Here is an 18,455-nt window from a genome sequence, read left to right on the forward strand (position 1 = left end):
TGATATGATTTTTTAAGCAAGTGCTAATAGAAGAAAAATCGCATCGATTCAATAGAAATTCCCCTTTCGTAGTTAAGATTAAGTATATCTATCATAATACGAACATATATTCGATTCAAGAAAATGCGGATATTTTTAAATTGATTGTGTCAATTTACAATCAATTTCTATTCAATGTGGTTTTCCGGCAGGTTCTGTAAAATAAGCTCAGATCAAAACAATAACGGGAGGAGCTTATGCAACAGAATATTGAATTTGAGCGGTGCATTGATTTTCTGGTACGGATGATTGATAAGTACGGCGCTGAAGTCCTCCGGGAGTTGGAGGAAGAAAAACAGAATAAGGAAGAAAAAGAAGCGGCAGTTTCCTGAAATACAAAATGTAAATCAGACTGTCGCTTTTTTCATGCATTTTTAAATCAAATAAATTTTAAAAGCTGATGCAGAGTGTGTGGCTCATTATTCTGAGAAGCGGTAATACGCGTATCAAATGGCTTGAAATGATTCTGCGTATAAAAGCTCAGAAGAAATTCATTATCTTCGCATTCAAGAAACTCCATAACGCCACCTACGGAATATTTGAGACTGGATATGGTTTCCAGTGCAAATCCCAGTAGAATATTTCCAGGAATTCGTTTTTCCTTTGGAAGAGAATAGTTCTTTCCCAACTGGGCGATCAAGTAAGCTGCGGTAGTATAGGATTGTGTTTCTTCATCCAAAATACTGACACGGGACAGTTTTTTTGCCATTGTCTTGCTGATATTTGAAGCACGGACAGAGATTGGTTTTATTGTAAGTGAAAAATAACCAACCAGTGAAGCATCTTCAGCATCAAATACCAGATAAGTGATAGATTGATCTTTTTTGGTAAACTCAATCGCATTATGTAATAAAAAGTATTCCACATCGGGATTTTTGGGACAAGAAAAATCGGAGAGTAAGTCGTAAAGACTTTCCTCTCCGATATATGTCGGTTCGTCTTTATCCAAATATGCCCGAATATTAACGGTAAAATATTTATCAGACATGTTTTTTCTTCCTTTTTGACATTAAAGCTAAGATTTCCTGTGGGTTCGTTAACTGACGTCCGGGAAGTGTCTGCTTTGGTGTGCGGTCACGGTCGGCTTCGTCAATTGCTGCGACAAAACGCTTTACGCTATTTGGATTGGATACGACAAAATTATGAGTAATACTTGAAGTAGCCATACTAACACCTCCTCTTTTTTGGCTTTTTTGTGTATTTATAGTATATGCAATGTGTGATAAAAACACAATATCAAAAACAGAAATTATTTCTAAATAATTTTCAAGCCGGACATTTATTAGACGCTTCCGGTAAGCGAACAATATTTTCGAGCCAATCATTTATAAGTCGCCAATGGTGGGCGGGCAATATTTTGATAACAGAAATGCTCTGTATCTAACTTAATTATACGATTGGCGAAGAAATGCGTCAATACGGAAAATAAGTATTGAAAATAGTTGGAACAAGTACTAAAATAAGGTTGGGACAATAAAACAGAGTTATACTGCGAGGAAGATTATGAAGAATAAAAAGATTAAATGCGATATATATACCAGAGTATCCACAACCATGCAGGTAGATGGCTACAGTCTGGATGCTCAGAAAGAAAAACTCAAGAGATATGCGGAATTTCAGAATATGGAAATCGTAAATGAGTATTCAGATGAAGGTAAGTCTGGAAAGAGCGTAGAGGGCAGACCGGAATTTCAGAGAATGTTGGATAATATTGAGAATGGAACAGATGAGGTACAGTTTGTACTGGTGTTCAAGCTTTCCAGATTCGGTCGTAATGCAGCAGATGTATTAAACTCTTTGCAGAGGATGCAGGATTTTGGAGTGAATCTGATCTGTGTAGAAGATGGAATTGACAGCTCAAAAGATAGTGGAAAGCTGATGATTTCTGTTCTGTCTGCGGTGGCAGAGATTGAACGGGAGAATATCCTTGTTCAGACAATGGAAGGACGTAAGCAGAAAGCCAGGGAAGGAAAATGGAACGGAGGATTCGCTCCATATGGTTATGAATTGGTAAATGGAGAATTACAGATTGCAGAGGACGAAGCGGAGATTATTCGTTTGATTTATGACAAATTTATTCATACTAATATGGGAATCTCTGCGATTGCTGCATGGCTGAACCAGCATGGATATAAAAAGAAAAAACGACAGAATAATACATTGGACGCATTTGCCTCTTCCTTTATAAAAGGTGTTCTGGATAATCCGGTATACTGTGGAAAGTTGGCTTATGGACAAAGGAAGAACGAGAAAGTTTCTGGAACAAGAAATGAATATCGCATTGTAAAACAGGAAAATTATATGCTGCATGATGGTATCCACGAAGGGATTATTTCAGAAACAGATTGGGAGCTGGCACATCAAAAACGGGAAAAAACAGGTGTGAAATATGAAAAGACGCATAGTCTGGATCATGAGCATATCTTATCTGGAATATTGAGATGTCCGTTATGTGGAAGCGGTATGTATGGGAACGTGAACCGAAAGAAAAAGAAAGACGGAACCTTATATAAAGATTATTTCTATTATGCCTGTAAACATCGTCGTCTGGTAGACGGTCATAAATGTGGATATCGTAAACAATGGAGTGAGGAGAAGATTAACAATGCAGTGGAAGAAGTTATTCGGAAGCTGGTGAAGAATCCTAAATTTGAAGAAGCAATTCTGAATAAAATTGGTTCAAGAATAGATACAGAAGAAATAGAAAAAGAGATTGACGGATTGGAAAAGCAGCACAGGCAGTTGACCGGAGCAAAAGCAAGACTTGGACAGCAGATGGACAGTCTGGATATTATGGATAAATTTTATGAGAAGAAATATCAGGATATGGAGACAAGGTTATACCGTTTGTATGATGAGATTGAAGGCGTGGAGAACAGTATAGAGGAAGTAAAGAATCGCCTGTTGAATATTCGGCAACAGAAAATATCAGAAGAAAACGTCTATCAATTTCTTTTATATTTTGATAAACTATATGATAAGTTCACCGACCTGGAGAAGAAAGAATTTCTTAACAGCTTTGTGGAACAGGTAGACATTTACGAGCAGGAGCAGCCAGATGGCAGATTCCTGAAGCACATAAAGTTCCGTTTTCCGGTGTATTTTGGAGACAGGGAGACACAGGAACTTTGTTGGGACAACGAAAGTACCGTTGAGACGGTCTGTTTACTCTCGAGAAAAGCCCCAGTTTAAGTGGGTTTCCGGCGATTATCGCAGGATATGAACCTGTGTTTTTAGCGAAAAATTATGAGAATATAGAATTTCCCCACAAGGGGTGTAAGTAAAATCCGCGGACAACTGCTTGTGCACCGAAACTTTATCGGCATAAAGCGTGTCCGCGGATTTTACCATTTGTACAAGATATTCCATTGAAAGTGTTCCTCTAAAGGATTATAATAAATATGTTGTCATTGTAATATGGAGGAAGTATATGGAACTTTTAACAACAACCGAAATGGCAAAAAAGTGGGGGCTCTCCAGACGAAGAGTAACAACATACTGTACAAATGGGCGGATCGAAGGAGCGATTATGAAGGGAAATACATGGCTAATACCTGATAATGCGATAAAGCCTGAAGATCCCAGGCGTACAAGAAAAAATAGTGATGAGATAGAGGAGGGCGCTAAATGAGTTCATATACTGAGATTGATACAGCTTTATTAGATTTGGATTTTACAAATCCGCGTATACAAAATTATTTACAAAACTATCCGGAAGAAAGCAGATCAGGAGAATTACTTGCTATGCTGCTAGGAACTGGAACTGACAGTTGTGCAAGTTTAAAGGAGTCTATCAAGGAGCATGGTGGAATCATTAATCCAATTATTGTAAATCACTTTCCGGATGGCAGATACGTAGTTATCGAGGGTAACACTCGTCTGCAAATATATAGAGATTTTATTAGGGACAATGTGCCAGGAAATTGGAATAAAATCAGGGCTATCATCTATGAGAATCTCGAAAATAATGAAATGCACTCAATTCGGTTACAGGCACATTTGGTTGGACCAAGAGATTGGGATGCTTATGCCAAGGCGAAATATTTAACCTTTCTTTCGGACGAAGAGAAAATGCCTATGAAAGAACTTTTGGCGTATTGTGGTGGATCCTCAAAAGCATCAGAAATTCGCTACATGATTCAAGCATATAAAGATATGAGAGATATATATGCTCCACTATGTGAGGATGACACACAGTTCGATCAAAAGAAATTTTCCGGCTTTGTTGAATTACAAAAAAAGAATGTTGTGGAAAGTCTTCAGTTACATGGATATGACAAAACTGATTTTGCACAATGGATGGTAGATGAAAAATTCTCTCGATTAGAAGACGTGAGACGATTACCACAGATTCTGAATAGTAAAAGAGCAAGGCAGGCTTTTTTAAAGCATGACACGGCTGCGGCTAAGAAAATTTTAGAAGCTGAGGATATCACACCGGATTCTCTGAAAAATGTTACCTACGAGATGTTGGCCAATGAACTTTCAAAGAGAATGTTTGACATTACACATGTGGAGGTCCTTAAGCTAAAAACAGATGCTGAGTATGAGGAAAAATTAAACGCACTACGAAAAGTAGTTGAGACAGTGCAGAGCATAGTCTTAGATGAAATTGATGGTAACTGATATGGGAGAATCAAATAAGCATAAGGTTTTAGTTGAATACGCCTTAAGATTTATTAAAGATAGCGTTGGGGAGGAGTTGAGTTATTTTATCGAAACCGATATTAATGATGGACGACCGCTTCCTCAATTGACAATGGAAGGATACAGACCAGACGTATTTTTTGAATACAACGGTGTTATGTTTATAGGAGAGGCAAAAACAAGTGATGACATTTTGAGAGAACATAGTATAAATCAATATTACTCATACTTGAAAAAATGTTCATTAAACCAGGGACATGCAACATTTGTTTTGGCAGTTCCTCTTGAAGACCGGGCCAGGGCAAATAATATTCTTGGAAAAATCAAGAAAGAAATACCTGGGGATTATGAAGTAAAAGCGATTGGAATGATTGTATAGTTATGAAAAGTAACAAGTTAAAACGAGAGCCTAAATATATAGCCAAATTTAAGGCTTTTCCGTATCAGCAAGAAGCTGTAGATGCGGTGAAAGATTTAGAATATGCTGCGATTTTTCATGAGCAGGGATTGGGTAAAACTAAAATTGCCATTGATGTGCTTTTATATTGGCTGTCAGAGTGTTCGATGGATACTGCTTTAATTGTTACCAAAAAACAGCTGGTTGCAAACTGGGTTAACGAGTTTAAAGACCATACTTCGATAAAACCTGCAGTGTTAAATACAGATAAAAATAATAACTACCGAATTTTTTGTGGACCATACAGAGTGGTGTTGACAAATTTTGAGACTCTAGAAACAGAAAAACAACAATTCGAATTGTATTTGAAAGTTAGAAATGTCGGGATAATTATTGATGAGTCTGCAAAATTGAAGAATCCTAATTCAAAATTAACAAAGACCTATTTTGAGTTGGCTCCGTTGTTTCAGCGAAGAATTATAATGACAGGTACACCTGTAGCCAATAGACCATATGATATCTGGGCACAGATATATTTTTTGGACTTTGGAGAAAGTCTGGGGGCTGATTTTAACGAGTTTAAAAAGGAAACAGACCTTAGCAATAAACTTAGTAGAAATACTGATTTACAGGAAGAGTTTGAAGATAATATTTCCCAGATTTTTAATAGGATAAGTTCTTTTACAGTTCGCGAAACAAAAAATAGTGGAATCATTACACTGCCGGATAAAGTATATATACAGGAAGTTACAGAATTCAATCGTATGCAAGAGGAGTTGTACGAGCGGATAAGAACTGAATTATATGCTGAAGTGGTAAGAGATGGTGAAAGATATATTGATGATTCCTCTGCAATTGTCAAGCGTCTACTTCGCTTAATACAGGTTACATCAAATCCCAAATTGGTAGACGAGGAATGCGAAGCATCTGCAAAGGAGCCTTTGTTGGATGAACTTATTCAAAAAATATTGGCAAATGGTGAAAAATGTATTGTATGGAGTAATTTTATTGAGAATATAGATTACTTCACTAAAAAGTATCAGGATTTAGGTGCTGTAAAAATACATGGGAAAATGAATATGGATGCTAGAAATCGTTCTGTCCAAAAATTTCATGATGATGATATTCGTATTCTCTTTGCAACTCCAGCATCTGCAAAAGAAGGTCTGACACTAACAATGGCTAATCATGTTATTTTCTATGATAGAGGTTTCAGCCTAGATGATTATTTGCAGGCACAGGATAGAATACACCGCATTTCACAGAAAAAAACATGCTATGTTCATAATATTATTATTAAGGACAGTATAGATGAATGGGTTGACTTATTATTGAAAGCTAAGCAAAATGCAGCGGCATTATCACAGGGAGATATCAGCTTAGGAGATTATCAAGGCGTGGCTGATTATAGTTTTGGAGATATTGTAAAAAGCATTTTGGGATTTGAAGAAGTAGATGAATAAGGTGGCAGTATGGGAATAAGAGTTATTGGACAGAAAAAGTTTGAAGTTACCGAAACAGAATTATTACAACAAGATTTATTGTTTTACCTTGATAATCCTAGAGTATATTCGGTATTGCATGAAAATGGACACGATAATCCGACTCAGACAGAAATTGAAGAGATAATGTGTTCACTGGACCATGTTAAGAGTTTGAAGTCACAAATCATGCAAAATGGTGGCCTTATTGAGCCGCTGATAGTGGTCAAACGAAAAGATAGATATGTTGTGTTGGAGGGAAATAGCCGCCTGGCAGCATACAGAATCTTAGCAAAAAATGACCCGCTTAAATGGTCTAGAGTCTTGGTGCAGATATTACCAGAGGATATTTCTGACTCAGATATATTTACACTTCTCGGTACATTCCATTTAAATCCTAAAAAGGATTGGAGTAAATTTGAACAAGCCGCCTATATTTATAGACAAAAGAAGGAATTGGGATGTTCGGATTCCGCCTTGGGAAAACAAGTGGGTATTTCAGCGATAACTGTAAAAAAATACTGTGAGATATATGGCTTGATGGTAGAGCATAATGATACTCATCAATCTCATTGGAATATGTATGAGCAGTATGTACAGAACAAAGGCATTAAACAATATCGAAACACTTATCCAGAGATGGATTCGTTTTTCGCAAAGCAGGTAAAGACAGGGGGAATTGTCAGAGCTCAGGACGTAAGAGATATACTGGGAAAAATTGCTTCTGATGAGGGTAAAAGTTCAACGCATATAATGCAGGATTATATTAAAGGTGATATCGACTTAGAAGAGGCCCATGCACGTTTTGAGGCCACCGGAAGAAGCGGTGACAACTATGAAAAAGTAAAAAAATTTCAGAGATTAATTTCAGAAAAAGATTTTTGCGATGAGTTAAAAAAAGAGGCTGTTGGCAATAGTAAAGACATATTATTTTCATTGAGAAAAATTAATACAGCAGTAACTCAGTTAATGAAAGAAATTGATGAGAAAAAATAGTAGAGAAGTCAGGGATCGACAAATCAAAAGAAAATGGTTATAATGAAACCGTTCTGGTGATAGCGCTCCAGGACGGTTTCACTATGCGTAGGAGTTTAATCGTGGAAGATATATTGTTAATTGAACCGGCATACAAAAATAAATACCCACCAATCGGGCTAATGAAAATTGCGTATTTTCATCGTTATATCATGCACGATTATGTAAGATTCGCAAAGGGAAGATTACCGGAGGGACTAGAAAATAAAAAATGGGATAGAGTATATGTAACTACTCTTTTTACCTTCGAGTGGGAAAATACAAAAAAAGCATTACAATATGCGCTGTCTGTAGTAAAACCAGGCGGAAAGGTTTTTACGGGAGGTATCCTGGCAACACTGCGGCCGGAGTGGATTGCAAAGGAATTTCCTACTGTAATAAATAATACCGGACTTCTTAATCACGAAGGTACCCTTGGATTAAAAGGGGAGGAGTGTATCGACACACTTCCTTTGGATTACGGGATATTGGACGATATAAAGGATGAGTATAAATATCCTGCGGAGGATGCATACTTTACATATATGACTAGGGGCTGTGGTATGAACTGTACTTTTTGTGCGGTTAAAACATTGGAACCTACATATGAGCCATATGTATCTATTTCAGATAGTATTAAGAGAATTGATAAAGAGTTTGGACCAAAACGAGACCTTTTGTTGATGGATAATAATGTTTTGAGATCTCCCAAATTTGATCAAATAATTGATGAGATAAAAGCATTAGGATTTGAAAAAGGTGCAACATTTGTAAATCCGAAAACAGGAAAAACTGTTGTAAGACATGTTGATTTCAACCAGGGGTTAGATGCATTTTTACTTAATGAGCATAAAGCACAAAGGTTAGGAGAATTAGCAATAAAACCAGCACGTATCGCCTTTGATCATATTGAAGATGAAGATGTATATGTGCGCGCGATTACATTGTGTGCAAGGGCAGGGATTGATCATATGTCCAATTACCTTTTATACAATGGAGAGGATTTCACTGGTAAAGGGCACTCTTATCATGCGGATACACCAGAGGACTTATTCTATCGCATGCACCTGACTATGGAGCTTGGCGAAAATTTAACCGAGGAGCTGGGAAGAAAAATTGCTATTTTTTCGTTCCCTATGAGATATATTCCGCTAGATAATGATCAAAGAGGATTTATTGGTGCTAATTGGAATGCAAAATATCTTCGAGCTCTACAGTGCATGTTGATACCAACACAGGGAAAAGGTATCCAGGGAAGATCCTTCTTTGAGGCAGATTTTGGTAAGACAGCCGAAGACTTCGTGATGTATCTTGCAATGCCTGAAAGATTGTTAAATAAACGTGGTCATTTTGTAGAAAGAAAAGATGAGCCGAAATTTGAAAGAGAGATTCGGTATACACAGTGGTCTGAAAATAGACATCTTATCGACACCTGGATGAAGTATTATTCGATGTTCGAGAAGGATACAGTTCTGGAATATATTGGGTGTAATAGATTTAGCGTGGAAACGTTAGACAAAATTGAAAATGAAGAACTGAAAAAATTGTATTTTCTTTATCTTACGCCAAGTGCAACAATTCGAGTATTCTCGGATTGCACGGAGGATACAAAAAGAATAATTAGCACATTTATTTTAGAAGAACTCCCGTTTATGTATTCTCGTATCGTTGAAACGATACTGAGTTCGAAACCGGGATACAAAGTAATCGCCGGTATACTTGAAAATTTTGGGGAAAAAGTATGTACAGATTTGTTGAAAAAAATCGATCTGTTCAGCGGGCATGATAATGATAAATTAACGATGCTAATAAAGGCAAACAAATCCAAACGCTTAGTTGATTTTGATTTCTCATTATTACAGTTCATTCCATATTTTCACGTGAGTAATTTGCTTTCAAAACAAGAGGAGCAGATTATTATGAACAGCGCATACGAATTAAAAGAGGCGCCAATAAGAAAAATTCTATTATTACATTTGGATGAATTGAAAGATGTATTAATAAAGACAAATGGCGCTCAGCCTGGTGATACACAAATAATTTCTGTAATAGAAGAACAGATTAAAGAACTGTATCATCAGATAAGTATATTTGAATTATAGGAGACAGAATAGTGGAGCATCAGTTATTAATTGGAAAGTTCACACTAGAGTCCCTTACAAGCGGATTGTATGTATCTCCGTTAGACTTATATAGGGAGTATGTACAAAACGCAGCCGATTCAATTGACGAGGCTCTTGAGCAGGGGATTCTAAAGAAAGGAGAAGAAAAGATCTCAATTACGGTTTCAGAATCTGAAAGGATAATAAAGATTTCAGATAATGGAACTGGCGTTGGAGCAAATGATATTTACTCAAATCTTATAGATATAGGAAATTCCAAGAAAAGACATTCTAATAGTCGAGGCTTTAGGGGAATTGGAAGATTATCAGGATTAGGATATTGTCAGAAGTTGAAATTTTTGACATCTATCCATGGAGAAGAAAAGGCATCCTGTATTATATATGATGCTGAAAAATTAAAGTACTTACTCTCTCCACAAGTGGACAGTCGTGATTCGATTGATCAAGTTTTATCAAGTGTTCTCACAATTGAAGAAATACCCGAGCGTATTAATAAGCATTACTTTTCAGTTGAGCTTTACGGAGTAGTCCCAGAAAGTGATTTGCTGAATGATTCCGAGGTGGTCCCGTATTTACAACAGAATCTTCCGGTTCCGTTTTCTAGAGACTTTGTATGGGGCTCAATGATAAAACAAAAGTTGGTCCAGATGGAGGTTGAACTTGCGGAATATAATGTGGAGCTGAGAACAGACCGTACGGTAATAGATATTTGCAAACCGTACAAGAATAAAATACTTGCTGATAGGATAAGAAAAATAAATGATTCTATATCAGATATTAACTTCGTGCCCTTTTATTCTGGCGAAAAAGTTACGGCTATGCTTTGGTATGCGGAGACAAACTTTTTAGGAACCGTTTTGGATAAAGATATAAAGGGAATTAGGATCAGGCAAGGAAATATTCTTATTGGTGACGAGAATACATTAAGGAAATGTTATAAAGAGGAACGATTTAATAGCTGGATGGTTGGAGAGTTGCTTGTCTTTAATGAAGATATCATTCCGAATACAAGACGAGATGACTATGAAAAAAATAGTGCCTATAAAGAACTGCTTAGTCAGTTCACGGAATGGGCTAATGAAATGTCAAGGCAGATACGTCACCGATCTTACGAAAGAAGTTTAACTCAGAGCGATAAGAAATTTTTGGCTGATGAAAGTGTTACGGATGTAGATGGAGTGGACATTTCTCTTGGGACAGAATTAGATAGTTATGATATGGATGATTCTGATTCGGTTGCCAATACAGATCTGCTCAGTAAGTTATCACTGCTTATGGATATGGGAAAAAAGAAAACAAAATATAATGTTTTGAATCTGAATAGTAAGTTTACAGTCGACCAGAAGCAGACGCTAGAGCATGTTTTTGATGCATTGTATGCAAAATATACTAATGCCAAAGCTAATGATATTATCCAGACAATAATCGATTCGTTTTAATTCTAAAATTGACAAAAGAACATATGTTTGACCTAATAACATTAGGTTCGCTACCTAGGGTTTTTTATATTTTGTTAAACAGGCCGATCAATATTTATCCCGGTATTGGAGGTGTGATTGACATGGAATTGGAAGAATGCATCAAAGATAATTTTGATGAGTCACTTCGTGTGTATATTCAGTCTCAAGAATATACCCGACTTAAGCAGCAGGAAGATAGGCTGTTATCATATTTGCAAGCAGGGTTAAGTGATATGCAGAAGCAGCAACTTGGAGCATACATGGACGCAACTACGGAAGTACATAGTGCATTAGCGTCTCAGGATTACGTGAATGGAGTTGTTGATGGTATCGCTTTACGAGAGAAGGTAACAGCAAAATAGGTTGTAAGGATGACCAGCTTTGATTTCCCTTTGAGCTGGCCTTTTCTTTTGTAGGAGGCATTTATGGCAGCAGGATATAAAGCAGGCGATAAAGCCTATATTGTAGAAAGTAATAGGATAGTCCGGGAGTGTACGGTGGTGCGCCCGGCTGGAAATTTGATTATTATAAGATTTGAAAATGGCGGTGGAATCCAGGTAAACAAGAATAGGTTGTTTGCCACAAAAGAAGCTGCAGAGGAGAGCATATCAAAGGCCGAGCCAAAGCCGGTGGTAGCACAGCAGCGAGGGTATCGTTCACCTTATGATTATTGGCATTAAAATAAGCTAGTGAATTCCAGTTTGGTTTTCACTAGCTTTCTGCCTTTTTTGTATTCTATTTTTCATAGGCTTCTTCTCTGGAATAGCCTCGTTCAATACCAGCATCGTAAGATGCCTCGGCAAGACAGGCATATTCATCTGATAAATGATTGAGGAGACGGGTAAAGTATGCCTTCATGTGGTCCGGCAACTGCTCAATTTCTTCAAAATTCCATATATATGGTATGTGCGATTTTGTGACTGGCTGGTATATCCGACTTATGATAACGGATTCAATCAGAAAATAGCATATACAGGAAAAGAGGCATGGATTAACAGAATTCTGGCAATCGTAGCTGTACTTTTTATATTGGCAATTATGATAGTGATAATCGTGGAAGTAATAAAACGATACAAAAGAATGTGGGATGAAATTTCGCAAATGTTTTTAGTTGGAAGTCTTTCTGGGATAGCAGTACTTGGAGATATAATCAGAGGATATTTGCCTGTGAATTTGATATTGTTATTTGGATTTATCAATGTAGGAATCATGCTGCTACGAGTATATCTTCAAAAGAAATTTGATTATCTGTAAAATGAAATAAGGTGAAAAGGGGAAATCGGCTAATGCCGATTTCTACCTTATCTTTACCGAGGAAAAAAAGTGTGATTGTATTAGGCCCGACATGACTTCCGGTGCAGAAACCATAGGAAGTGTTGATAAAATCTTGTATTTTGATTTTTTATGTATTTGATTTGTTTTTTATCTGAAACTGATACCAATACCTACTGCACCGGGACCAGTATGAACACTGATACTGGCAGAAAGCGGACTGTAAAAAACGTCAGCTTCCGGAAATTTATTGTGGAGCAGAGTCAGCCATTCTTTCTGCTGTGTAGTTGTAAGTCCGGCACCGGCGGCTCCAATATGCAATTTCGACATATCTTGATGGACAAATCTTTTTTCAAGATCAGACTGAATTGCAAGAATCATTTTTTCTTCAGCTCTTTTCATAGAACCACGTGCTTTGGCATAAGAATCCAGCTTTTCGCCCTGGATTGTTAAAATCGGTTTTATGGATAGTACTGTTCCAATCAGAGCTGCCGCAGGGGTGATACGTCCTCCCTTTTTCAGGTATTCTAATGTATTTACAGTAATATAGATGCTTGAATTATAGGCATCAGATTCTAAGGCTGCTTTTATTTCCTTTGCAGAAGCTCCATTCAGGGACATTTCTCTTGCATGGAGCACTGATTCGTACATGGTAACGGAAATTCGATGATTATCAACAACTTCAATTTTTCCCTCATAATCCAGTGAATATCCTGTAGCAGCAGCACAAGAATTGGACAGACCACTTGACATTGGAATGTATACAAGCTCATCATATCCTTCGTCTAAGATTTGACTCCATAAATCCATTACATCACCAGGGGAGGGTTGAGAAGTGGTAATGTGTTTGCTGCTGGAAAGCGCATGGAAAAATTCGGCTTCTGTGATAGTGTCATTTTCATAAAAAGTTGTTTCATCAATAATTATAGGCATATGTATAACATATATTCCAAGTTTTTCGGCGATATTTTTAGTAATACCACTGTTTGTGTCAGTCATGATGGCTGTTTTCATAGTGCTTTTCTCCTGATTATTAAAAATACTGTAACTGTTCAGAGCCAGCCTCCAAAATGCTACGCATTTCGTCGGTGTGGCGTATCCGCCAAATAAAATTTCAAAAACAGTTTTAAAAATGCAAGCATTTTATACCTGTTTTTTGAAATTTTGCTTGGCTCTGAACAGTTACAAAATACTAATAGTAAAATATTGGATTGTAAAAAAGAATAAAATACCTTATAATGATGTTACAGATTGTAACATTAAAAGAGAAACATTTCAATATCTACAAGAGAAATATTTCATCAGGAATGGAGTTATAGCGATGAAGAAAAGAATAAGTCAGACCAATATTCAGGTAAAACAGGATATGTACAAAGCACTGCTGCGGCTGATGGGAGATAAAGCATTTTCTTCCATTTCTGTTTCAGATATCACTTCAGAGGCGAATGTTTCCAGAATGTCGTTTTATAGAAATTATAATGCGATAGAGGATATCCTGACGGAACATTTAGTTGAGGTGGTGGAAGAATATAGAGCAAAAGAATCCGATACAGAAAGCAAAACGGTATTCTATGAGAAAAAATATATGCTGCGCTGCTTCAGATTCTTCTATTTGCATCGTGAATTTATAGACGCTCTGATTACAGCCGGAATGGGGGATTTATTTTTAGCAAAAATTACAGAGTATCTTATCCAGAAATGGATTGATGTAGAAAAAGGAACAAGAGAAGAAAATCTGAGAATCAGTGCGTTTGCCGGTGCTATTTATAATATGTATCGGGAATGGAGTAAGGGGGATTTTCTTGAATTGCCAGAGGATGTTGCAACAATTTTATATGATTTAAGAAAACAGACGGGCTAAACCCAGAATAGAGGCGATTATATGTTTAAGAAACTGATATTGGTGCAAGGCATCTTGCTTGCTTTCCAGACACTGCTATATTTTGGAAGCGAGTTTTTTCAGAGTAAGATTCACAACGTAAAACGTTCGGTGGATGATAAGATTCCTTTTCTTCCATGGACGGTGTTACCTTACTGTTTCTGGTTTCCAATGATTGCTTTTTATCCGCTGATAGTTTTCCGAACTGATCCATGTTCTTATTGTGGTTATCTGATGACTATGGTAATGGAAATCGTACTCAGTGTGGTGTGCTATTTGATCTATCCGACTTCTTTTCAGAGACCGGCGCCTCCAGATGGGTTCTGGGGAAACTTTATGAAATTCGTCTATCATGGCAGCTACAGAGGGCTGAATTGTGCACCAAGTCTGCATTGTTCTAGTTGTTTCCTTGTAATCTGTGTTTCCTTCACATGTGCTGGAATGAGTCTTTGGGTCAGAGTATTTACAGTTTCAATTGCCATTATGATTGTGTTGTCAACTCTTACAACAAAACAGCACACATTAATTGATGTGCTGACGGCAGTTCCGCTTTTTCTGATAAGCAGGATTTTAGGAATTTTGTTAACAATCCGGTATTTTACACCGATATTGACATTTGTTGGAAAATAAAAAAGAAAAAGGTGAATGAGCTGTAATGCGGAGGAGGAAAAAATTATGATTTGTGGAATGACATACTATCAGATATGCTGGTATTTCCTGATATATTCCTTTGGTGGCTGGGTTGTTGAAGTGATCTTTCATGCAGTAGCTTTGGGAAAAGTTGTGAACAGAGGATTCCTAAATGGTCCGGTGTGTCCGGTATATGGATTTGGAGTACTAGCTGTTTTTGCTATGATAAATACACTGCAAAGCAGTGGTTATCAGATGAGTGATGGAATGATATTTTTATTTGGAATTATTCTGGCTACTATAGTGGAGTTAATAGCTGGATGGCTGTTAGATGTATGTTTTCATGCGAGATGGTGGGATTATTCGGATAAACCTTTAAATTTTCATGGGTATATCTGTCTGGAATTTTCGATAATATGGGGACTGGCAATTGTTTTTGTCGTGAAAGTTTTTCAAAAATATGTGGAAAACCATACATCGCCACATGCTGATTCAACTTTTGGCTGGATCTTACTGGTGATTTTATATTGTGTGTATCTGGCAGATTTTATTGTTACAGTAGCTGTTATACGGGGGTTAAATAAGAAACTTACCAGATTAAATAAGATTCGTTCGGATATGCGGATTGTAAGTGATAAAATCAGTGATACCGTTGCAAACACAACAATAGATACAGCACAGGTTATAGATGAAGGAAAGGTGCAGACAGCTCTTGCAAAAGCTGAATTGCGTGAAACTGCTGAAATGAAAAAAGAACAATCCATCGAGAAACTTCGCAAAAAAAGAACTGAACTTCAAAGGGAATTTGATGAACTTTCTAATTCGATCACTAATCATACAATTGTTGGACAAGGAAGAATTATTAAAGCATTTCCGGAGATGAAGCATCGGTATTACCATGAATTGATTCAGGAGTTAAGAAAAAAATTTTAAAGAAAGAGGTGGAAAAACTATGAAAATGTTAAAAAAGATTAAGACAGATATGTGGATTAACGTATTCATGATGTTATTGATTGGTATATTGTTTATTGTTCGTCCGCAGGATTCTTTGGAGGTAACAGCGATTATTGCAGGCGCTGTAATATTTGCAAATGGTATTTTTGACCTGATTTATTACTTGCGGGTTTGGACAGACTTTTATTCAAGAGGTTCTCTGTTTGAGGGAATTATGAAATGCGTTCTGGGGATTTTTATATTTACTCATGCAGGAATTACGACAGTTTTATTTTCCTATGTATTTAGCATTTATATTATAATCAATGGCATTATCTGTATGGAAACAGCAATATATATGCAGAGAGCATTTGAAGTAAATTGCAGAAAGTATGTCATTTTATCATGCTTTGTAGTTCTGGGTGGAATTATTATGATGTTCTTTTCTCCCAATACGGTTAAGACGGCTGCGATTATGACAGGGATTATTTTCATCATAAATGCGGTGATCGATGGAGTGATTTTATATCACATTCAAAAAATAAGCAGACAGAGTGTAGAAAAAATTCAGGATGCCATAGATGAATTAAGTGGAAATATTATTGATGAAGATGATGTGAAATGAAAAATAAAAAGAAATTAATTCCGATTGTTGCAATTGTCCTTATGGGGATTGTATTTACAGTGATTGTAAAAAAATCCAGTGAACCTTTATCGGTGAATACCATTCTCAGGTATACTCCCGAAAATGCGATGCTTGCAGCTGGGATAGTGCTTTTACTTTTTGCATTAAAAAGTCTGACAGTTGTATTCCCTCTTTCCATCCTGTATCTTGCAAGTGGAATTCTTTTTCAGCCTGTAATTGCGGTTTTAACATAATATAGCAAGAATTCTCCTTCCTTTACAGGTGGGTGATGAATTGCGCAAAAACAAAAAGAACACTTGTTCGATAGAACGATCTATGGTATAATAGAATCAGTCGAAAAGATAATTATTGGAGAAAGGGCTGATTTGCATGAAAAAAATAGATCATAATGCGCATTCAGTATATCTGATGTATTATCATCTGATCATGGTGGTGAAATATCGAAGAAAAGTGATTGATAATCCGATTTCAGAAAGAGCAAAAGAGATATGGGAACATATTGCTCCAAGGTATGGGATAGTTCTGGAAGAATGGAATCATGACATTGATCATGTGCATGTAATGTTCCGTGCGCAGCCGAGAACAGAACTTAGTAAATTTATCAATGCTTATAAAAGTGCAAGTAGCAGACTGTTGAAAAAGGAGTATCCAGAGATCAGAGAAAAACTTTGGAAAGAAGCCTTTTGGAGTCAGAGTTTTTGCTTACTGACAGCTGGAGGCGCTCCGGTAGAAGTAATCCGTCAATATATTGAAAGCCAGGGAGAGAAAAAGTATTGAACATAGCATATCGTTTCCAAATTTATCCGACAGAAGAACAGAAGATACTTCTGGGCAAAACATTTGGCTGTTGTCGTTTCCTGTACAATCAAATGCTTAATGATAAGATCCAGGAGTATGAAAAGACGAAGAAAATGTTAAAAAATACACCGGCCATGTATAAAAAGGAATATCCATTTTTGAAAGAAGTAGATTCGCTGGCGCTGGCAAATGTCCAGCTTCATCTGGAAAAGGCATATAAGAATTTTTTTCGAGAACCCAAGATTGGATTTCCAAGGTTCAAGTCAAAGCATCATTCCAGAAACAGCTATACAACGAATGTGGTCAATGGAAATATCCTGATGGAAAGTAAGCGGATCAGACTTCCGAAATTAAAATGGGTTGCCATGAAAAAACACAGAGAGCCAGCGGAAGATTTTCGTCTGAAATCAGTGACAGTCAGTATGGAACCATCCGGAAAATACTTTGCAAGCCTGTTGTATGAAGGATACAGCTGTGAAAACCAAGCAGCTGAACCAGATTACAGTACTGCAACGATACTTGGAATAGATTATGCAATGCAGGGGATGGCAGTATTTTCAGAAAAGATTGAGATGGAAGAAGCAGGGTTTTTCAGAAAAAATGAAAAGAGGCTGGCGAGGGAGCAACGAAAGTTGTCAAGATGCGTACGGGGAAGTCATAATTACGAACTGCAGAAAAAGAAAGTTGCCAGATGTCATGAAAAGATACGGAATCAGCGAAGAGATTATCTGCACAAACTTAGTCGAAAGATTGCAGATAGTTTTGATGCAGTTGCAGTGGAAGATATCGATATGAAAGCGATGGGACAGTGCCTGCATTTCGGAAAAAGCGTACAGGATAATGGATATGGAATGTTCAGGGAAATGTTAGACTATAAACTGGCATGGAAAGGAAAGAAAATGGTAAAAGTAGACCGTTTTTTTCCTTCCAGTAAAAAATGCTGTAAATGTGGTAGGATAAAGAAAGAGCTGAAATTATCCGAAAGAGTCTATCACTGTGAGTGTGGAAATAAGATGGACAGAGATCGTAATGCAGCAATCAACATCCGTGAAGAGGCAAGAAGGATGTTGACAGCATAAACTGTCCGTATCCGGACAATAGAAAAACAAGAAAATATGCCCGTGTCCGGGCAAAAG

Annotated in this window: 23 protein-coding genes; 19 read left to right on the forward strand and 4 right to left on the reverse strand. The window is 37.0% G+C overall.

Translation table 11 applies throughout. From position 1 onward, the window contains the following. Window positions 1–236: 236 nt before the first annotated feature. A complete protein-coding gene (locus PG840_RS07475) occupies window positions 237–371 on the forward strand; it encodes a hypothetical protein (RefSeq protein ID WP_005348500.1) in 135 nt (44 codons plus the stop codon). Window positions 372–418: 47 nt separating this feature from the next. Here the strand turns inward: PG840_RS07475 and PG840_RS07480 are convergent, their stop codons facing one another. Continuing rightward, a complete protein-coding gene (locus tag PG840_RS07480; protein WP_005348504.1) occupies window positions 419–1,027 on the reverse strand; it encodes a hypothetical protein in 609 nt (202 codons plus the stop codon). Continuing rightward, window positions 1,020–1,205: a hypothetical protein gene (locus PG840_RS07485; protein ID WP_014080774.1), complete on the reverse strand. Its 186-nt coding sequence runs from the start codon at window positions 1,203–1,205 to the stop codon at window positions 1,020–1,022. The genes PG840_RS07480 and PG840_RS07485 overlap by 8 nt, the downstream gene beginning before the upstream one ends. 337 nt (window positions 1,206–1,542) lie before the next feature. On the opposite strand from PG840_RS07485, the gene PG840_RS07490 reads away from it, so the two are divergent. The 10 genes from PG840_RS07490 (at window position 1,543) to PG840_RS07535 (ending at window position 11,841) form a co-directional block, all read left to right on the forward strand. Beyond that, the gene (locus PG840_RS07490) at window positions 1,543–3,231 is read left to right on the forward strand and encodes a recombinase family protein (RefSeq protein ID WP_270205657.1); all 1,689 of its coding nucleotides are present in this window, start codon (window positions 1,543–1,545) and stop codon (window positions 3,229–3,231) included. 238 nt (window positions 3,232–3,469) lie between these two features. Further along, complete coding sequence (locus PG840_RS07495; protein ID WP_117557952.1) at window positions 3,470–3,670, forward strand: helix-turn-helix domain-containing protein; 201 nt, start codon at window positions 3,470–3,472, stop codon at window positions 3,668–3,670. Beyond that, window positions 3,667–4,665: a ParB/RepB/Spo0J family partition protein gene (locus PG840_RS07500; RefSeq protein WP_117557950.1), complete on the forward strand. Its 999-nt coding sequence runs from the start codon at window positions 3,667–3,669 to the stop codon at window positions 4,663–4,665. Before PG840_RS07495 ends, PG840_RS07500 begins: the two co-directional genes overlap by 4 nt. Next, window positions 4,646–5,065 carry a hypothetical protein gene (locus PG840_RS07505; protein WP_117598315.1) on the forward strand — a complete coding sequence of 140 codons (420 nt, stop codon included), beginning with the start codon at window positions 4,646–4,648 and terminating at the stop codon, window positions 5,063–5,065. Before PG840_RS07500 ends, PG840_RS07505 begins: the two co-directional genes overlap by 20 nt. Window positions 5,066–5,067: 2 nt before the next feature. After that, window positions 5,068–6,546: a DEAD/DEAH box helicase gene (locus tag PG840_RS07510; RefSeq protein ID WP_117557946.1), complete on the forward strand. Its 1,479-nt coding sequence runs from the start codon at window positions 5,068–5,070 to the stop codon at window positions 6,544–6,546. A gap of 9 nt (window positions 6,547–6,555) precedes the next feature. After that, the gene (locus tag PG840_RS07515) at window positions 6,556–7,560 is read left to right on the forward strand and encodes a ParB N-terminal domain-containing protein (protein ID WP_270613472.1); all 1,005 of its coding nucleotides are present in this window, start codon (window positions 6,556–6,558) and stop codon (window positions 7,558–7,560) included. A 101-nt stretch (window positions 7,561–7,661) separates the two neighbouring features. Further along, window positions 7,662–9,680, forward strand: a complete 2,019-nt coding sequence (locus tag PG840_RS07520) for a radical SAM protein (protein ID WP_117557942.1) — start codon at window positions 7,662–7,664, stop codon at window positions 9,678–9,680. Between the two features lie 11 nt (window positions 9,681–9,691). Next, window positions 9,692–11,140, forward strand: a complete 1,449-nt coding sequence (locus PG840_RS07525) for an ATP-binding protein (protein ID WP_161170223.1) — start codon at window positions 9,692–9,694, stop codon at window positions 11,138–11,140. A 122-nt stretch (window positions 11,141–11,262) separates the two neighbouring features. Further along, entirely contained in the window at window positions 11,263–11,523 is a 261-nt protein-coding gene (locus PG840_RS07530; RefSeq protein ID WP_117598312.1) for a DUF6809 family protein, read from the forward strand. A 63-nt stretch (window positions 11,524–11,586) separates the two neighbouring features. Then, window positions 11,587–11,841, forward strand: coding sequence for a hypothetical protein (locus tag PG840_RS07535; RefSeq protein WP_118071690.1), 255 nt, complete (start codon window positions 11,587–11,589; stop codon window positions 11,839–11,841). A 55-nt stretch (window positions 11,842–11,896) separates the two neighbouring features. Here the strand turns inward: PG840_RS07535 and PG840_RS07540 are convergent, their stop codons facing one another. Further along, window positions 11,897–12,019, reverse strand: coding sequence for a hypothetical protein (locus tag PG840_RS07540; protein WP_255820990.1), 123 nt, complete (start codon window positions 12,017–12,019; stop codon window positions 11,897–11,899). Here PG840_RS07540 and PG840_RS07545 point away from each other — a divergent pair, their 5' ends adjacent. Then, on the forward strand, window positions 12,020–12,415 hold the full coding sequence (locus PG840_RS07545; RefSeq protein ID WP_270613473.1) for a DUF6040 family protein: 396 nt from the start codon (window positions 12,020–12,022) through the stop codon (window positions 12,413–12,415). It begins immediately after the preceding gene. Window positions 12,416–12,583: 168 nt separating this feature from the next. Here the strand turns inward: PG840_RS07545 and PG840_RS07550 are convergent, their stop codons facing one another. Further along, on the reverse strand, window positions 12,584–13,447 hold the full coding sequence (locus tag PG840_RS07550) for a DegV family protein (RefSeq protein WP_270205655.1): 864 nt from the start codon (window positions 13,445–13,447) through the stop codon (window positions 12,584–12,586). Window positions 13,448–13,754: 307 nt separating this feature from the next. Here PG840_RS07550 and PG840_RS07555 point away from each other — a divergent pair, with 307 nt between their 5' ends. The 7 genes from PG840_RS07555 to PG840_RS07585 all read left to right on the forward strand — a co-directional run bounded on the left by PG840_RS07555 (window position 13,755) and on the right by PG840_RS07585 (window position 18,398). Continuing rightward, window positions 13,755–14,294, forward strand: coding sequence for a TetR/AcrR family transcriptional regulator (locus PG840_RS07555; RefSeq protein ID WP_270205654.1), 540 nt, complete (start codon window positions 13,755–13,757; stop codon window positions 14,292–14,294). A 21-nt stretch (window positions 14,295–14,315) separates the two neighbouring features. Beyond that, window positions 14,316–14,942, forward strand: a complete 627-nt coding sequence (locus PG840_RS07560) for a hypothetical protein (RefSeq protein ID WP_270205653.1) — start codon at window positions 14,316–14,318, stop codon at window positions 14,940–14,942. A 45-nt stretch (window positions 14,943–14,987) separates the two neighbouring features. Next, a complete protein-coding gene (locus tag PG840_RS07565) occupies window positions 14,988–15,875 on the forward strand; it encodes a putative ABC transporter permease (protein ID WP_270205652.1) in 888 nt (295 codons plus the stop codon). Between the two features lie 19 nt (window positions 15,876–15,894). Next, window positions 15,895–16,500 (forward strand): DUF308 domain-containing protein, encoded by a 606-nt coding sequence (locus PG840_RS07570; RefSeq protein WP_270205651.1) that lies wholly within the window; start codon window positions 15,895–15,897, stop codon window positions 16,498–16,500. After that, the gene (locus tag PG840_RS07575) at window positions 16,497–16,754 is read left to right on the forward strand and encodes a hypothetical protein (protein ID WP_270205650.1); all 258 of its coding nucleotides are present in this window, start codon (window positions 16,497–16,499) and stop codon (window positions 16,752–16,754) included. Before PG840_RS07570 ends, PG840_RS07575 begins: the two co-directional genes overlap by 4 nt. A gap of 136 nt (window positions 16,755–16,890) precedes the next feature. Further along, entirely contained in the window at window positions 16,891–17,298 is a 408-nt protein-coding gene (gene tnpA / locus PG840_RS07580) for an IS200/IS605 family transposase (RefSeq protein WP_195250961.1), read from the forward strand. Then, entirely contained in the window at window positions 17,295–18,398 is a 1,104-nt protein-coding gene (locus PG840_RS07585) for an RNA-guided endonuclease TnpB family protein (protein ID WP_117557934.1), read from the forward strand. The genes tnpA and PG840_RS07585 overlap by 4 nt, the downstream gene beginning before the upstream one ends. The last annotated feature ends 57 nt before the right edge of the window (window positions 18,399–18,455 follow it).

It is taken from the genome of Coprococcus sp. AM97-35 (genome assembly GCF_027697525.1).
Classification (GTDB): domain Bacteria; phylum Bacillota; class Clostridia; order Lachnospirales; family Lachnospiraceae; genus Allocoprococcus; species Allocoprococcus comes.

Coding starts and splice junctions, on each gene's coding strand:
- PG840_RS07505 (WP_117598315.1), top strand. CDS start 4,646: ATGAAATTGATGGTAACTGATATGGGAGAATCAAATAAGCATAAGGTT.
- PG840_RS07540 (WP_255820990.1), bottom strand. CDS start 12,019: ATGAAGGCATACTTTACCCGTCTCCTCAATCATTTATCAGATGAATAT.
- PG840_RS07575 (WP_270205650.1), top strand. CDS start 16,497: ATGAAAAATAAAAAGAAATTAATTCCGATTGTTGCAATTGTCCTTATG.
- PG840_RS07490 (WP_270205657.1), top strand. CDS start 1,543: ATGAAGAATAAAAAGATTAAATGCGATATATATACCAGAGTATCCACA.
- PG840_RS07485 (WP_014080774.1), bottom strand. CDS start 1,205: ATGGCTACTTCAAGTATTACTCATAATTTTGTCGTATCCAATCCAAAT.
- PG840_RS07560 (WP_270205653.1), top strand. CDS start 14,316: ATGTTTAAGAAACTGATATTGGTGCAAGGCATCTTGCTTGCTTTCCAG.
- PG840_RS07555 (WP_270205654.1), top strand. CDS start 13,755: ATGAAGAAAAGAATAAGTCAGACCAATATTCAGGTAAAACAGGATATG.
- PG840_RS07550 (WP_270205655.1), bottom strand. CDS start 13,447: ATGAAAACAGCCATCATGACTGACACAAACAGTGGTATTACTAAAAAT.
- PG840_RS07500 (WP_117557950.1), top strand. CDS start 3,667: ATGAGTTCATATACTGAGATTGATACAGCTTTATTAGATTTGGATTTT.
- PG840_RS07495 (WP_117557952.1), top strand. CDS start 3,470: ATGGAACTTTTAACAACAACCGAAATGGCAAAAAAGTGGGGGCTCTCC.
- PG840_RS07565 (WP_270205652.1), top strand. CDS start 14,988: ATGATTTGTGGAATGACATACTATCAGATATGCTGGTATTTCCTGATA.
- PG840_RS07480 (WP_005348504.1), bottom strand. CDS start 1,027: ATGTCTGATAAATATTTTACCGTTAATATTCGGGCATATTTGGATAAA.
- PG840_RS07530 (WP_117598312.1), top strand. CDS start 11,263: ATGGAATTGGAAGAATGCATCAAAGATAATTTTGATGAGTCACTTCGT.
- PG840_RS07475 (WP_005348500.1), top strand. CDS start 237: ATGCAACAGAATATTGAATTTGAGCGGTGCATTGATTTTCTGGTACGG.
- PG840_RS07515 (WP_270613472.1), top strand. CDS start 6,556: ATGGGAATAAGAGTTATTGGACAGAAAAAGTTTGAAGTTACCGAAACA.
- PG840_RS07570 (WP_270205651.1), top strand. CDS start 15,895: ATGAAAATGTTAAAAAAGATTAAGACAGATATGTGGATTAACGTATTC.
- PG840_RS07510 (WP_117557946.1), top strand. CDS start 5,068: ATGAAAAGTAACAAGTTAAAACGAGAGCCTAAATATATAGCCAAATTT.
- tnpA (WP_195250961.1), top strand. CDS start 16,891: ATGAAAAAAATAGATCATAATGCGCATTCAGTATATCTGATGTATTAT.
- PG840_RS07535 (WP_118071690.1), top strand. CDS start 11,587: ATGGCAGCAGGATATAAAGCAGGCGATAAAGCCTATATTGTAGAAAGT.